The following is a 14,023-nucleotide window of genomic DNA, read 5'->3' on the forward strand; positions in this document are numbered from 1 at the left end:
CCGCCCGTCGACAGACCCCGAAGCCACCAAGGGACCGCCGCATGACCTCCTACGCGACCGCCGCCGTTCTGACCACGCTCGCCGAGGGCGAGGGCGGCGGCAACCACGAGAGCCTCAGCCCCTACCTGACGGGCGGCGGCGCGCTGTTCGCGCTGCTGCTCCTGCTCTTCATCACCACCCGCTTCAACCGCGACCGCTGAGCCCGTTCAGGCGATGCGGGTAGGGTCTATCCGCATGAAGAAGCGAATCGGTGTGATGGGTGGGACGTTCGATCCCGTCCACCACGGCCACCTCGTCGCGGCCAGCGAGGTGGCGCACCTTTTCCGGCTGGACGAGGTGGTCTTTGTGCCCACCGGCCAGCCCTGGCAGAAGAGCGCGCAGAAGGTGTCGGCGGCCGAGGACCGCTACCTGATGACGGTGATCGCCACCGCGTCGAACCCGCAGTTCTCGGTCAGCCGCAGTGACATCGACCGCGGCGGCCGCACCTACACCATCGACACACTGCGCGATCTCCGGGCCGAGCATCCCGAGGCGGAACTGTTCTTCATCACCGGGGCGGACGCGCTGGCCCAGATCTTCTCCTGGCGCAAGGCCGAGGAGTTGTTCGCTCTCGCGCACTTCATCGGTGTCACCCGCCCCGGACACACCCTGTCCGATCCGGGCTTCCCGGCCGGCGGTGTCTCCCTGGTGGAGGTGCCCGCCCTGGCCATCTCCTCGACCGACTGCCGTCAACGGGTCGCCAAGGGCGAGCCGGTCTGGTATCTCGTGCCCGACGGCGTCGTGCGCTACATCGACAAACGCAGGCTGTACCGGCAAGTGATCAGCGGCTGATCGGCAACTGGAGGGGTCCCCAGTGAACGACTACCCCCGATGGCAATACGCCGAGGGAACACCCGAGCAGGGCGGTCAGGACCCTTACGGAGAGGACTCCTACGCACAGCAGGGCGACTACGCGCACGGCTACGGCACCACGTACGGGCAGCACGACCCGTACGCCCAGCACGACCCGTACGCCCAGCACCACACCGGTCAGCAGCAGGCCTACCAGCCGCAGCAGGGCTACCCGAGCCAGCAGGGCCAGCAGGGCTATCCCGAGCAGGGCGCGTACCAGGGCCACCCGAGCCAGCAGGGCTACCCCGCGCCGCAGTACCCCCCGCGGGAGCAGCAGCAGTACGGGCAGCCCGCCCAGGCGCAGCAAGCGCAGCAGACGCAGCAGTACCAGGGGTGGATCCCGCAGCAGCCGCAGTACCAGGACTCGTACCCCCCGCAGGAACCACAACGATACGAGCAGCAGGGCCAGCGGCCCCCGCAGGCGCCCGGGCAGGCCCCGCCGTCCCCGCGGCAACCCGCGCACGGGGAGCCCCCGGCCCCGCCCGCCGCGAACCGCGCCCCCTCCGGGGAAGCCGACTACCACACCGGCCAGTTCTCCTTCGTCGACGAGGAGAGCGAGGAGTCGGAAGAGGTCATCGACTGGCTGAAGTTCACCGAGTCCCGCACCGAGCGCCGCGAGGAGGCCAGGCGCCGCGGCCGCAACCGGGTGGTCGCCGCCGTCGTCGTCCTGGCGCTGGTCGCCGTCGGCGGCGTCGGGTACCTGTGGAAGGCCGGAAAGATCCCCGGCCTCGGTGGAGGGTCCGGGCCCGCGCAGCAGGCCGCGGGCGGCCAGAAGCGCGACGTCATCGTGCTGCACCTGCGCCCGGTCGGCAGCGACGAGAGCTCGACCGCGCTGCTGGTCAGCAACTCGACCACCAAGAAGGGCACCACCGTCCTGCTGCCGAACTCGCTCGCCGTCAGCAGCGACGACGGCGGCAGCACCACCCTCGGCAAGTCCGTCGTGGAGAACGGTTCCGCCCCCACGCGCGAGGCGCTCGAAGGGCTGCTCGGAACCAAGATCAGCGGCACCTGGCGGCTGGACACCCCTTACCTGGACAACCTCGTCGAGTCCCTCGGCGGCATCATCGTCGACACCGACGCCACGGTGAAGGCGGGCAAGAAGGAGGGCGGCAAGACCCTCGTCAAGCCCGGCAAGCAGCAGGAGCTCGGCGGCCAGGCCGCCGTCGCGTACGCCGTCCACCGCGGAGCCGGCGAGGGGCCGGACAAGCAGCTCGCCCGCTTCGGGCAGGTCGTCCAGGCCGTGCTGAAGAAGATGTACAGCGACCCCGACCTGGCGACCAAGACCGTCGAGGGGCTCAACCAGGTCATCGAGCCCCCGCTGACCGCGAAGGACCTCGGCAGCAGCCTCGCGGCGCTGTCCCAGGAGGCCAAGGGCGGCGACTACACCACCGCGACGCTGCCCGTGGAGCCGGACGGCACACTGAGCGAGAAGGCCACCGAGGACGTGGTGAAGAAGGTGCTCGGCGGCACCGTCACCAACGCCGAGTCCGACGGCATCCCCCGGGTCACCCTGCGCAACGCCACAGGCGTCGCCTCCAACGCCGGCGAGGCCCAGGCGCAGATCGTCGGCGGCGGCTACACCTTCGTCTCCGGCGCCACCGCGGACACCCGCGCCACCTCGCAGGTCCTGTACGCCGACGCCGCCCAGAAGGCGAACGCGGAGGAACTCGCCAAGACGCTGGGCCTCTCCGCCACTGCCGCCAAGAAGGGCCAGGTGGCCGCCAACGCCGACATCACGGTCGTCCTCGGCCAGGACTACAGCCCGCCCGCGAAGGGCTGACCAAGGGCAGCGGATAACCGGTCGGGGACCGAGGACGGTCCGTGAGACCCTGGACCTACGACGTCCCCGACCGGAAAGCCGCACCAGTGACCGCCACGGACCGCTCCATCGAGCTCATCCAGACCGCCGCCCAGGCGGCAGCCGACAAGCTCGCGCACGACATCATCGCCTATGACGTCAGCGACGTCCTCTCCATCACCGACGCGTTCCTGCTGGCCTCCGCGCCCAACGACCGCCAGGTGAAGGCCATCGTCGACGAGGTCGAGGAGCGGCTGCAGAAGGAGCTCGGCGTCAAGCCGGTGCGCCGCGAGGGCGAACGTGAGGGCCGCTGGGTCCTGCTCGACTACGTCGACATCGTGGTCCACGTCCAGCACGCGGAGGAGCGGGTCTTCTACGCGCTGGAGCGGCTGTGGAAGGACTGCCCCGAACTGGAGCTGCACGAGGACGCCGCCGCCACCCGCGGCAAGGGCGAGGAGCACGCGCGCGCCATCGAGGCCGCCGACGAGGGCGGGCTGAACTGAACGGGCACGTACGGGGTCGCGGCCGCCGCGTCGTCTTCTGGCGGCACGGCCAGACCTCCTGGAACCTCGAGGGCCGCTTCCAGGGCACCACGGACATCCCCCTGACCTCCACCGGTGTCGCCCAGGCCAAGCGTGCCGCACGGCTGCTGGCCGCGCTGCGACCGGACGCGATCGTCTCCTCCGACCTGCAGCGCGCCGCCGACACCGCCGCCGAGCTGGCCGCGGTCACGGGCCTGGACGTCTCGTACGACGAGGGGCTGCGGGAGACCTACGCGGGGGTCTGGCAGGGCCTGACCCACGAGGAGATCACCGAGCGGTACGGCGAGGAGTACGCGGCCTGGAAACGGGGCGAGCCCGTGCGGCGCGGCGGCGGCGAGCTGGAGACCGAGGTCGCTGAACGGGCCGCCCCCGTGGTGCTCGCCGCGGCCGACAAGCTGCCCGACGGCGGTGTGCTGGTGGTCGTCAGCCACGGCGGCGCCATCCGCACCACCATCGGCCGTCTGCTCGGTCTGGATCCGCGCAGCTGGGAGGCGCTCGGCGGGCTGTCCAACACCTGCTGGTCGATCCTCGGCGAGGGCGCCCGAGGCTGGCGGCTGCTGGAGCACAACGCCGGGACCCTTCCCGAGCCGGTGCTCGGCGACGACGACTGACGACGGCTGACGACGATTGACGGGGCCGGGGGGCCGGGTCGGGGCCGAAACCGCAGCCGATTTCAGGATTCCGGCCCTGACCGGCTAAGCTTCTTCTCGTTCGCCGGGCGGAAAGCCCGAGGACAGCGGGGCTATAGCTCAGTTGGTAGAGCGCTTGCATGGCATGCAAGAGGTCCGGGGTTCGAATCCCCGTAGCTCCACAGCGACACAGGATCCCGTCTCCCTCCCAGGGGAGGCGGGATTCGCGCGTTTCACCCGTTCCGTACGGCGCCCGCCCGCTGGTCCGCGGCGAGCACCGACAGCGGGCGGGCGTGCCGGGGGCAGCCCACCAGCGGGTCGTCCAGTTCCCGGAGCCGGGCCGTCAGCTCCCGGCTCTGATCGTCCGCCGGCGTGTAGACCACGATCCGGTGCTCCGGCATCGATTCGATCCCCAGTGAGGTCGACGTCACCCGGATGCTGCCGACCGAGGCGTGCCGGATCACCTTGATCCGCTGCTGGGGAGCCGCCACGTCGCCGCTCGCCCACATCCGCGCGAACCGGGGGCTTCGCCGCGCCAGCCGCTCGACGAACGACTCCCAGGCCGGCTCGCCCACATGCCGGCCGTACGAGGCGCGCAGTTGCGCGACCAGCCTGGGCAGCTCGTCCTCCCCGTCGGCGAAGGCCGAGCAGCACGTCGGTCCGGCGAACAGGTGCAGCAGCGCGTTGCGGTCGGCGCGGGAGGCGACGTGCACCTGGGGGAAGAGCAGGCGGTAACCGGCGTTGTAGGCCAGCACGTCGTAACGGGCGTTGTAGACCACCGCCGCGAGCGGGTCGACGGAGTCGACGATGCCCCGCACCTCGTCGCCCACCGCCTCGGCGTCGCAGACCGGCTCCTGGACGAAGGGCACGCCCGCCAGCCGGTACAGGTGCCCGCGTTCGGCCACGTCCAGCCGCAGGGTGCGCGCCACCGCGTCCAGCACCTGGACACTGGCGTTGATGGGCCGGCCCTGCTCCAGCCACGTGTACCAGGTCACCCCCACCCCGGCGAGCAGCGCGACCTCCTCCCGCCGCAGGCCCGGCGTACGGCGGCGCGGCCCGGGCGGCATGCCGACGTCCTCCGGCCGGATGCGCGCGCGGCGGCTGCGCAGGAAGGCGGCGAGCTCGTTGCGGCGCGGGGACGTGACGACGGCCATGCGCCCCATCCTGCGCCCGCCGGCGCAGTGCTGCCAGGTGCTGTCAGTACCAGCATCCAGGGGCTCTCGTTACCGGTAGCGGCCCGCCCGCAGCCTCGTTCCATGGCGAATCCCACCATTACCGCACGACGCGCCCCGGCCGGCCCTCCGGGCCGGCGCGGACCGCGGGCCGGACAGCTGCTCGGCGTCCTGTTGACCGGTCAGTTCATGGCCCTGCTCGACGTCTTCATCGTCAATGTGGCCGCACCCACCATCCGCACCGACCTGCACGCGTCCGGCGCCGGGCTGCAGATGGTCGTGGCCGGCTACACCATCTCCTATGCCGTCCTGCTCATCACCGGTGCCCGGGCCGGCGACCTGTGGGGCCACCGCAGGGCCTTCCTGGCCGGGCTCACCGTCTTCACCGCCGCCTCCCTGGCCTGCGGACTCGCGGGATCGACGGGGCAGTTGACCGCGTTCCGGCTGATCCAGGGGGCCGGGTCCGCGCTGATGATCCCGCAGGTGCTCAGCCTCATCCAGCGCAACTTCACCGGTGAGCGGCGGGTGCGCGCCCTCGGCGTCTACGCGGCGGTCCAGGCCACCGGCGCCGCGGCCGGGCAGTGCCTGGGCGGGCTGATCGTCAGCGCCGACCTCTTCGGCACGGGGTGGCGTCCGGCCTTCCTCGTGAACGTCCCCATCGGTCTCGTCCTGCTCGTCCTGGCCCCGCGGGCCGTTCCACGCGACGCGGAGCCCGCCGCCGGGCGCCGCCGCGGTCTCGACCTGCCCGGGCTGGTCACCCTCGGCGCGGCCGTGACCCTGCTCACCGTGCCCTTGGTGCTGGGGCAGGAGGAGGGCTGGCCGCTGTGGGGCTGGGTCTGCCTCGGCCTCAGCGCCGTGCTGTGCGCGGTCTTCGCCCTGCTGGAGGCGCGGCTCACCCGGCGCGGTGGTGCGCCGCTGGTCTCCGCGCGGGTCCTGCGGGCACCCGGCATGCTCCGTTCCGTCGCCGTCATCGGGGTCTCCATGGTCCTCATCGCCGGCCTGCTGTTCGCCATCGCGCTCCACCTGCAGAGCGGGCTCGGCCTCAGCGCCCTGTACACCGGGCTCACCTTCAGCGCGGTGGCCGTCTCCTTCGGCGGCACCGGCCTCGCCTGGCGCCGGCTGCCCCCGCGCGTCCTGCCGTGGCTCGCGCCGGGCGGACTCGCCGTGGCCGGGGTGTCCTTGGCGGCGATCGGCATGCTGCTGGGCGGGGGACAGCAGCATGAAGCGGCTCTCCTGGCAGCCCTGTTCGGCGTGGGTCTCGGCCTGGGGGCCTCCTTCAGCCCTACGTTGACGCTCGCCCTCGGCCAGGTCCGCCCCGAGGACGCCGCGGACGCCAGCGGGCTGCTGGCCACCGTCAGCCAGCTCGGCCAGCTGATCGGGGTCGCCACCTTCGGCACCCTGTTCCTGGGCCGGCTGACCGCCGGCCACTCCTCCGCGCACGCCGTCGCGGTCACCTCCGCCGCGCTGGCGGCCACCGCGGCGGCAGGCGTGCTCGTGGCCGCGATGCGGCGGCGGACGGCCTGAACGCCGCTCAGGCGGCCGCCTCGGAGGTGTCGCGCCCGGCGAGCGGGCCGCGCCGGGTGACGGCGACGGCGGCCGACAGGCACAGGAAAGCGGCCCCGGCGGCCGGATAGACCGCGGAGAGGGCCATCTGCCCCACGGACTGGTGGAGTTCGGGTCGTGCGACGCCGTCGCCGTGCGGGGTGAGCCAGAGGGCGTACGAGCAGAAGAGGAGGGCGGCCGCGGCCGCGCCCGCCCACCAGCGCGCGGGGCGGCTCGCCCGCAGGGCCCGGCCGGCCAGCAGGACGACCAGGGGGACCGCCCAGACCCAGTGGTGCGACCACGAGACGGGGCTGACCAGCAGCGCCGTGACGGCGCACGACAGGACGGCCCAGGCGGGCTCCCCGGCCGCCAGGTGCGCGGTGGCGACGGCCAGGCCGGCGACGGCCACCAGGGCGGCCGCGAGGAGCCACCACGCGCCGGGGTCGCCGGTGTGCAGGGCGCGGGCCAGGACGCCGCGCAGCGACTGGTTGGCGGTGTCCTCGCCGTTGCCGGCGCGGTCGGCGGAGACCACGACCTGCGTCCAGAAGCGCCGGGTGTCGCTTGGCAGGACGAGCGCGGAAAGGCCGATGGTCGCGGCAAAGGTGACGGAGGCCACAGCGGCCGTCCGCAGCCACGAGTTCCAGCGCTCGCGCCGCCGCCAGGCGACCACCGCCCCGCCGACCGCCAGGAAAACCACGAAGAGCAGCGGGGTCAGCTTGATCCCCGCCGCGACGCCGATGCCGACACCTGCGGCCCTGCTCCGGCGCCGGGTGAGGTCGCCCAGCACGAGCACCGCGAGCAGCAGATTGATCTGCCCGTACCGCAGTGTCGTCCAGACCGGCTCGCACCACACCGCGGCCGCCGCGACGCCCAACGCGGCGGCCGCCGGGGGCAGCCGCCGCGGCAGCCCGGCCAGCCGGAGCGACAGATGGGCCAGGACGACCAGCAGGCCCAGGTTGGCGGCGGTCGCCGCGATCCGGGCGGCACCCGGGCCGAGCAGGGTCAGGGACGTGAAGAGCAGCGCCGCGAACGGCGGGTAGGTGTTGGGCAGCTGAGCGTGGGTGACCCGCATCGCGTACAGGTCGCCCCCGTTGCGCACCGACCAGCCCTCGGCCCGGTAGACGGTGAGGTCGATCAGCGACACGTGCGCCGCGCGCTGGGCGGCCCAGAACGCCGCGAAGGACACCAGGCACACCAGAGCGGCCGTCACAGTGGCCCGCCGGACCCGGGGGCCGCGCGCCATGGTGTCGGCGATCGGCTGCGTCGCGGTCACTGCGGCTTCTCCAGTCTGTCTTCCGGCACGTGGGTCAGCCGACCCTACCGGGCGCCCCTGCGCGCACCTGCAGGAAGCGATTTGGCGAACCGGCCCGGGGGCCGTGTAATGTATCCCAGGTCGCCGGGGGAACCCGGGAGAACGGCACCGCGGGGCTATAGCTCAGTTGGTAGAGCGCTTGCATGGCATGCAAGAGGTCCGGGGTTCGAATCCCCGTAGCTCCACTTCCGCAGTGTGATGAGAGCCCGTCCGATCGGACGGGCTCTTTCGCGTTGCGCCGCGGCGGATCGGGTGCGTGGGCGGCGTGTGCTGTGGGCCCGGTCCTCACGATGGTGGGGCCCCGCGCGGCCGGGGTCAGTGGTGCCGCCCGTCCTCGACGCCCAGCGCGAGAGCGGGACAGGGGGCCCCCGCGCGCCGCGCTGCCGGGTCCAGGTGCGGAGGGACGGGCGTGCCGGCGATGTCGGGGTGGCCGGCGCCACCGTGACCGCGGTGGATCCCCTGGGTGAGCAGGCGTTGGCGTCGGTTCGCTCGGGCTGCGTCCAGGTCGCCTCCATCGCACTCCTGGGCGGCCGGACCCTCGCGTACCACGAGGACCGCCGGATCGGCGGCGCCTCCCGTCCGCGCCGGTCGTCGCGGGTGTCCACGCGCGGGCCCGCGCCGGGAGAACCTCGGTGCGGGTCCATCCCGCTCTGGGGTAACCTGAGCCCATGCGTGCCGTACGCCTTCTGCTTAGCAAGCCGCGCTGACCAGGTTCGATGTCAGCGCGGCGCCCCTCCTGTGCGAGGGGCTTTTTCGTTTCCGCAGTTCCGCAGTTCCCCAGTTCCGCGGCTCCGCGGTTCCACAGGCAGACGTCCGTACGGCGGCCGGGCCGCAGGCCGTCATGACAGCGATGGAGTACGAAGGACGATGAGCGAGACCACCCCCGCCGCGGAGGCGGCTGCGCCCCACCGCTACACGGCCGCCCTGGCCGCGGACATCGAGAGCCGCTGGCAGGACTTCTGGGAGCAGGAGCAGACCTTCGCCGCGCCCAATCCCACGGGTGACCTGGCCGGGGACGGCGAGCTGGTCAAGTCCAAGAAATTCATCATGGACATGTTCCCGTACCCCTCGGGTGCGGGACTGCACGTCGGCCACCCCCTGGGCTACATCGCCACCGACGTCTTCGCGCGCTTCCAGCGGATGACCGGGCACAACGTGCTGCACACCCTGGGCTTCGACGCCTTCGGCCTGCCCGCCGAGCAGTACGCGGTGCAGACCGGCACCCACCCGCGGGTGTCCACCGAGGCCAACATGGAGAACATGCGGGCCCAGCTGCGCCGGCTGGGTCTGGGCCACGACCCGCGCCGGTCCTTCGCCACGATCGACCCGGACTACTACAAGTGGACGCAGTGGATCTTCCTGCAGATCTTCAACTCCTGGTACGACGAGCAGGCCGACCGCGCCCGCCCGATCGCGGAGCTGGTCGAGCAGTTCGAGAAGGGTGAGCGGGCGACCCCGGACGGCCGCCCCTGGGCCGAGCTGACCCCGGCCGAGTGCGACGACGTGCTGGGCGGATACCGCCTGGCGTACGCCTCGGAGTCCCCGGTCAACTGGTGCCCCGGCCTCGGCACCGTGCTGGCCAACGAGGAGGTCACGGCCGACGGCCGCTCCGAGCGCGGGAACTTCCCCGTCTTCAAGGCCAAGCTGCGCCAGTGGATGATGCGCATCACCGCCTACGCGGACCGCCTGCTGACCGATCTGGACGCGCTGGACTGGCCCGAGGCGATCAAGCTGCAGCAGCGCAACTGGATCGGCCGCTCCGAGGGCGCCAAGGTCGACTTCGCGGTCGAGGTCCACGATGGCCGGGAGGCCACCCCGATCACCGTCTTCACCACCCGCCCGGACACCCTGTTCGGCGCCACCTACATGGTGCTGGCCCCCGAGCACCCGCTGGTCGACACCATGGTGCCGGCCACCTGGCCGGAGGGCACCAAGGACGCCTGGACCGGCGGCGCGGCCACTCCGGCCGAGGCCGTCGCGGAGTACCGCAAGCAGGCCCAGGCGAAGTCGGACGTCGAGCGGCAGACCGAGGGCAAGAACAAGACCGGCGTCTTCAGCGGCGCGTACGCGGTGAACCCGCTGACCGGGACCCGCATCCCCGTCTTCGTCGCCGACTACGTCCTGATGGGTTACGGCACCGGCGCCATCATGGCCGTCCCCGGCCAGGACGAGCGCGACTGGGAGTTCGCCACCGTCTTCGACCTGCCCATCGTCCGCACCGTCCAGCCGCCCGAGGGCTGGGAGGGCGAGGCCTACACCGGCCAGGGCCCGGCGATCAACTCCGCCAACGACGAGATCGACCTGAACGGCCTGGAGGTCGCCGACGCCAAGCGCAAGGTCATCGCGTACCTGGAGCAGCGCGGCATCGGCGAGGGAACCATCAACTACCGCCTGCGCGACTGGCTGTTCAGCCGCCAGCGGTACTGGGGCGAGCCCTTCCCGATCGTCTACGACGAGGACGGCGTGGCTCACCCCCTGCCCGAGTCGATGCTGCCGCTGGAGCTGCCGGAGGTCGAGGACTACTCCCCGCGCACCTTCGACCCGGACGACGCGGACACCGAGCCCGAGACCCCGCTGTCCCGCAACGACGAGTGGGTCCACGTCGAGCTGGACCTGGGCGACGGCCAGGGCGTGCGCCGCTACCGCCGCGAGACCAACACCATGCCCAACTGGGCTGGCTCCTGCTGGTACGAGCTGCGCTACCTGGACCCGCACAACGACCGCAAGCTGGTCGACCCCGAGATCGAGCGGTACTGGATGGGCCCGCGCGAGGGGCAGCCGCACGGCGGCGTCGACCTGTACGTCGGCGGTGCCGAGCACGCGGTGCTGCACCTGCTGTACGCGCGCTTCTGGTCCAAGGTGCTGTTCGACCTGGGGCACGTTTCGTCCGCGGAGCCGTTCCACAAGCTGTTCAACCAGGGCATGATCCAGGCCTACGTGTACCGGGACAGCCGCGGCTTCCCCGTCCCGGCGGCCGAGGTCGAGGAGAGGGACGGCGCCTTCTGGTACGGCGGCGAGCAGGTCAAGCGCGAGCTGGGCAAGATGGGCAAGTCCCTGAAGAACGCCGTCACCCCGGACGAGATCGCCGCCGAGTACGGCGCCGACACCCTGCGCCTGTACGAGATGGCGATGGGCCCGCTGGACGTCTCCCGCCCGTGGGACACCCGCGCCGTCGTCGGCCAGTACCGGCTGCTGCAACGGCTGTGGCGCAATGTCGTGGACGAGGCGACCGGCGAGGTCACGGTGACCGACGACGCGCCGGACGAGGAGACCCTGCGCGCCCTGCACAAGGCGATCGACGGTGTCCGCCAGGACTTGGAGGGTCTGCGTTTCAACACCGCGATCGCCAAGATCACGGAGCTGAACAACCACCTGACCAAGGCGGGCGGCCCGGTGTCGCGCTCGGTGGCCGAGTCCCTGGTCCTGCTGATCGCGCCGCTGGCCCCGCACATCGCCGAAGAGCTGTGGCGGCGGCTGGGGCACGAGCAGTCACTGGCGCACGAGGACCTGCCGGTGGCCGACCCGGCGTACGTGGTGGACGAGACCGTCACATGCGTCGTCCAGATCAAGGGCAAGATCAAGGCTCGCCTGGAGGTGTCGCCGACGATCTCCGACGCCGACCTGGAAGCCCAGGCCCTGGCCGACCCGGCGGTCGTGGCGGCGCTGGGCGGCGCGGGGGTCCGCAAGGTGATCGTGCGGGCGCCGAAGCTGGTGAACATCGTTCCCGCGTGACGGTGCGGCGGCGCGGTGGTGCGGTGGTGCGGCGGTGTGACGGTGCGGCGGTGTGACGGTGCGGCGGTGTGGCGGCGCGGTGGTGCGGCGGTGTGACGGCCTCGCGGTGCGGCGGCCTGGCGCAGGCGGCGTGGCGGACGGCTACCCGGTGGGCCGATTGCGGGACCGTGTGACGGCCTGACGCCGCTCCGCCCGCCGGGCCCGGGCGCGGTCGCCGACGGCGGTCCAGGGGCGGGCAGGGGTTCTCCCGGAACCCTCGCCCGCCCCCGTCCGTTTACGGTGGGCATACAGCTGATCCATGAGATGGGGCCGGTCGGACGGACCGGGACCGAGCTGTCAGAGGAGCCGCCGTGGATGTCGCCGTCGCCGTGATCCTTCTGCTCTTCGCCTCCCTCGTGACGCTCGGTGTCGTCGCCACGGTCAAGACCGTCCGGGCGGTCAAGCGGGGGGTGGAGCGCACCAGCATCGAGGCCCGTCGCGTCGTCGAGGAGACCGGTCTGAAGGCCCGCCGCTACAGCCGGCCCGGGCCGGCCGGCAAGCTCGCCGAGCTGCGCCTGGCGCTGCGTACGTCCGTCACGAGCACGGGGGAGGCGCTGGAGGGACAGGCCGCCGTCGACCCGTCGTTGAGTGAGGCCGTCGCCCTGCTCGGACGGCTGCGCGCCCACGCCCAGGAGCTCGACGCGGAGCTGAGGCTGCTCGAGCGCGAGCCCGACCGCGCCCGCATCGCCGCCCGGATCGGCGAACTCGAGGAGCGCACGCGGCGCATCACCCACTCCGCGGACTCGCTGCGCTGGGCCGCCCAGGACCGTGCCCGCCACTTCGCCGACGACGACCTCGCGGCCCTGGGCCGTGACATCGACCTGGAGGCAGGGGCCTTGCGGCACTGGGCGCCCGCGTCGCTCCCGGAGCCGGGTCCGGGCCCAGGGCCTGCCCCGGACGCGGCAGTGGAACCGAACATCCGGCCGGGGACGTGGCGCCGGCGGACCTCGGAGCCCGGTGCCGGGCAGCCGCCCAAGTCGTTGTGACGGGTCGCGCGCGGCGGGGACGCGTCACGGCCGCCACGGGCGCGGGGACGCACCCCCGGGTCGGGCTCGGCCGGGCCGTACTGTCGCCGGGCCTTTGGCGCGGGTAACCTCCCGCACATGTCGTCCCATGTCGCTATCGTCACCGATTCCACGGCCTACCTGCCGCAGGAGGCTTTGAGCCGGCACCGGATCACCGTGGTGCCCCTGACGGTGGTGATCGGCGACGAGGCGCTGGAAGAGGGCACCGAGGTGTCGGCGCCGGCGGTGGCCCGCGCCCTGCAACGACGCAAGCCCGTCACCACGTCACGGCCGAGCCCCGAGGAATTCGCCGCCGCCTACCGGGCGGTGGCCCAGTCGGGCGCCACCGAGATCGTCTCCCTGCACCTGTCGGCGGAGTTCTCCGGCACCTACGACGCCGCGCTGCTCGCGGGTGCGGACGCGCCGGTGCCGGTGCGCGTGGTGGACACCGCCATGGTCGCCATGGCCCTCGGGTTCCCGGTGCTCAGCGCCGCGGAGGCGGCGGAGGCGGGCGGTTCCGCGGACGAGATCGTGGCGGCCGCGGAGAAGCGCGCGTCGGACACGTCGGCGTACTTCTACGTGGACACCCTCGACTACCTGCGCCGGGGCGGCCGCATCGGCGCCGCCCAGGCGTTGCTCGGCTCGGCGCTCGCGGTGAAGCCGCTGCTGCAGCTGGACGAGGGTCGGATCCAGCTGCTGGAGAAGGTCCGCACGGCCTCCAAGGCCCTGGCGCGGCTGGAGGAGATCGTCGTCGAGCGGGCGGGTACCCGGCAGGTGGACATCGCCGTCCACCACCTGGCCGCCGCCGATCGCGCCTCCGCTCTCGCGGAGCGTCTGCGCGCGCGGGTCCCCGGGCTCAAGACCCTCATCGTCAGCGAGGTCGGCGCGGTGATCGGCGCCCACACGGGGCCTGGATTGCTGGGGGCGGTCGTCTCCCCGCTCTGACGTCTTTCGGGTGACGGAGATATCCACAACGGGCGAGTAGTCCACAGGACTTGGCCAAGATCATCTTGCGGACGGCGAACCTCCTACCGTCCCTGACATGGGATCGACGACCGCAACTCCGCGCCACCGCAGGCATCCGTCTGCCACCGTCGGCGCAACCGCCCCCGTACCGGGCCCCGTAGCGATCCGGGAACGCGCCGCCGCGCTCTTCGAGCGTCCGCCTACGCGTCCCGCGCGAGGGGGTGTTCCCGAGCCTCCGGGACGACCGGCGCCGCTGGAACGACCAGGGCGTCCGGAGCCGCCGGGACGGCCGGGTCAGCGCCCGCGACGGGAGGCGCCGGAACCTTCCGGGGTGCCGGAGCGACCGGCTGCAAGGGCTGCGGCGGCTCCGACGGCTACAGCGGTGGCTTCGGCGAC

Annotated in this window: 11 protein-coding genes and 2 tRNA genes; 11 read left to right on the top strand and 2 right to left on the bottom strand. The window is 72.7% G+C overall.

Going from position 1 to position 14,023, the window contains the following annotated elements; genetic code table 11:
• Positions 1-41 precede the first annotated feature (41 nt).
• From ACRWND_RS14855 to ACRWND_RS14880, 6 genes are all read left to right on the top strand, one after another.
• On the top strand, positions 42-200 hold the full coding sequence (locus ACRWND_RS14855) for a hypothetical protein (protein WP_018556595.1): 159 nt from the start codon (positions 42-44) through the stop codon (positions 198-200).
• A 34-nt stretch (positions 201-234) separates the two neighbouring features.
• On the top strand, positions 235-831 hold the full coding sequence (gene nadD, locus ACRWND_RS14860; protein WP_431949284.1) for a nicotinate-nucleotide adenylyltransferase: 597 nt from the start codon (positions 235-237) through the stop codon (positions 829-831).
• Positions 832-853: 22 nt separating this feature from the next.
• Positions 854-2,671 (top strand): LCP family protein, encoded by a 1,818-nt coding sequence (locus ACRWND_RS14865; protein WP_431949286.1) that lies wholly within the window; start codon positions 854-856, stop codon positions 2,669-2,671.
• Positions 2,672-2,757: 86 nt separating this feature from the next.
• Positions 2,758-3,192 carry a ribosome silencing factor gene (gene rsfS, locus ACRWND_RS14870; protein ID WP_431949344.1) on the top strand — a complete coding sequence of 145 codons (435 nt, stop codon included), beginning with the start codon at positions 2,758-2,760 and terminating at the stop codon, positions 3,190-3,192.
• Positions 3,189-3,842, top strand: a complete 654-nt coding sequence (locus ACRWND_RS14875) for a histidine phosphatase family protein (protein ID WP_431949345.1) — start codon at positions 3,189-3,191, stop codon at positions 3,840-3,842. The genes rsfS and ACRWND_RS14875 overlap by 4 nt, the downstream gene beginning before the upstream one ends.
• 127 nt (positions 3,843-3,969) lie before the next feature.
• Positions 3,970-4,042: transfer RNA gene (locus ACRWND_RS14880), tRNA-Ala, on the top strand.
• 51 nt (positions 4,043-4,093) lie between these two features.
• On the opposite strand, the gene ACRWND_RS14885 is transcribed toward ACRWND_RS14880, so the two are convergent.
• Entirely contained in the window at positions 4,094-5,014 is a 921-nt protein-coding gene (locus ACRWND_RS14885; protein ID WP_431949288.1) for a helix-turn-helix transcriptional regulator, read from the bottom strand.
• Between the two features lie 102 nt (positions 5,015-5,116).
• Between ACRWND_RS14885 and ACRWND_RS14890 the strand changes: the two genes are divergently transcribed.
• A complete protein-coding gene (locus ACRWND_RS14890; protein WP_431949290.1) occupies positions 5,117-6,556 on the top strand; it encodes an MFS transporter in 1,440 nt (479 codons plus the stop codon).
• A gap of 7 nt (positions 6,557-6,563) precedes the next feature.
• Here the strand turns inward: ACRWND_RS14890 and ACRWND_RS14895 are convergent, their stop codons facing one another.
• The gene (locus tag ACRWND_RS14895) at positions 6,564-7,847 is read right to left on the bottom strand and encodes a glycosyltransferase 87 family protein (RefSeq protein ID WP_431949291.1); all 1,284 of its coding nucleotides are present in this window, start codon (positions 7,845-7,847) and stop codon (positions 6,564-6,566) included.
• Between the two features lie 151 nt (positions 7,848-7,998).
• On the opposite strand from ACRWND_RS14895, the gene ACRWND_RS14900 reads away from it, so the two are divergent.
• From ACRWND_RS14900 to ACRWND_RS14915, 4 genes are all read left to right on the top strand, one after another.
• Positions 7,999-8,071, top strand: a tRNA-Ala gene (locus ACRWND_RS14900).
• A gap of 682 nt (positions 8,072-8,753) precedes the next feature.
• The gene (leuS, locus tag ACRWND_RS14905; protein ID WP_431949293.1) at positions 8,754-11,618 is read left to right on the top strand and encodes a leucine--tRNA ligase; all 2,865 of its coding nucleotides are present in this window, start codon (positions 8,754-8,756) and stop codon (positions 11,616-11,618) included.
• 350 nt (positions 11,619-11,968) lie between these two features.
• The gene (locus ACRWND_RS14910; RefSeq protein WP_431949295.1) at positions 11,969-12,643 is read left to right on the top strand and encodes a hypothetical protein; all 675 of its coding nucleotides are present in this window, start codon (positions 11,969-11,971) and stop codon (positions 12,641-12,643) included.
• Between the two features lie 117 nt (positions 12,644-12,760).
• Positions 12,761-13,606, top strand: a complete 846-nt coding sequence (locus ACRWND_RS14915; protein ID WP_431949297.1) for a DegV family protein — start codon at positions 12,761-12,763, stop codon at positions 13,604-13,606.
• The last annotated feature ends 417 nt before the right edge of the window (positions 13,607-14,023 follow it).

The organism is Actinacidiphila sp. bgisy167 (assembly GCF_965342175.1).
Lineage (GTDB): Bacteria > Actinomycetota > Actinomycetes > Streptomycetales > Streptomycetaceae > Actinacidiphila.

Excerpts from the sequence above, each read along its gene's own strand:
- leuS (WP_431949293.1), top strand. The coding sequence starts at position 8,754 with ATGAGCGAGACCACCCCCGCCGCGGAGGCGGCTGCGCCCCACCGCTAC.
- nadD (WP_431949284.1), top strand. The coding sequence starts at position 235 with ATGAAGAAGCGAATCGGTGTGATGGGTGGGACGTTCGATCCCGTCCAC.
- ACRWND_RS14890 (WP_431949290.1), top strand. The coding sequence starts at position 5,117 with ATGGCGAATCCCACCATTACCGCACGACGCGCCCCGGCCGGCCCTCCG.
- ACRWND_RS14915 (WP_431949297.1), top strand. The coding sequence starts at position 12,761 with ATGTCGTCCCATGTCGCTATCGTCACCGATTCCACGGCCTACCTGCCG.
- ACRWND_RS14885 (WP_431949288.1), bottom strand. The coding sequence starts at position 5,014 with ATGGCCGTCGTCACGTCCCCGCGCCGCAACGAGCTCGCCGCCTTCCTG.
- ACRWND_RS14855 (WP_018556595.1), top strand. The coding sequence starts at position 42 with ATGACCTCCTACGCGACCGCCGCCGTTCTGACCACGCTCGCCGAGGGC.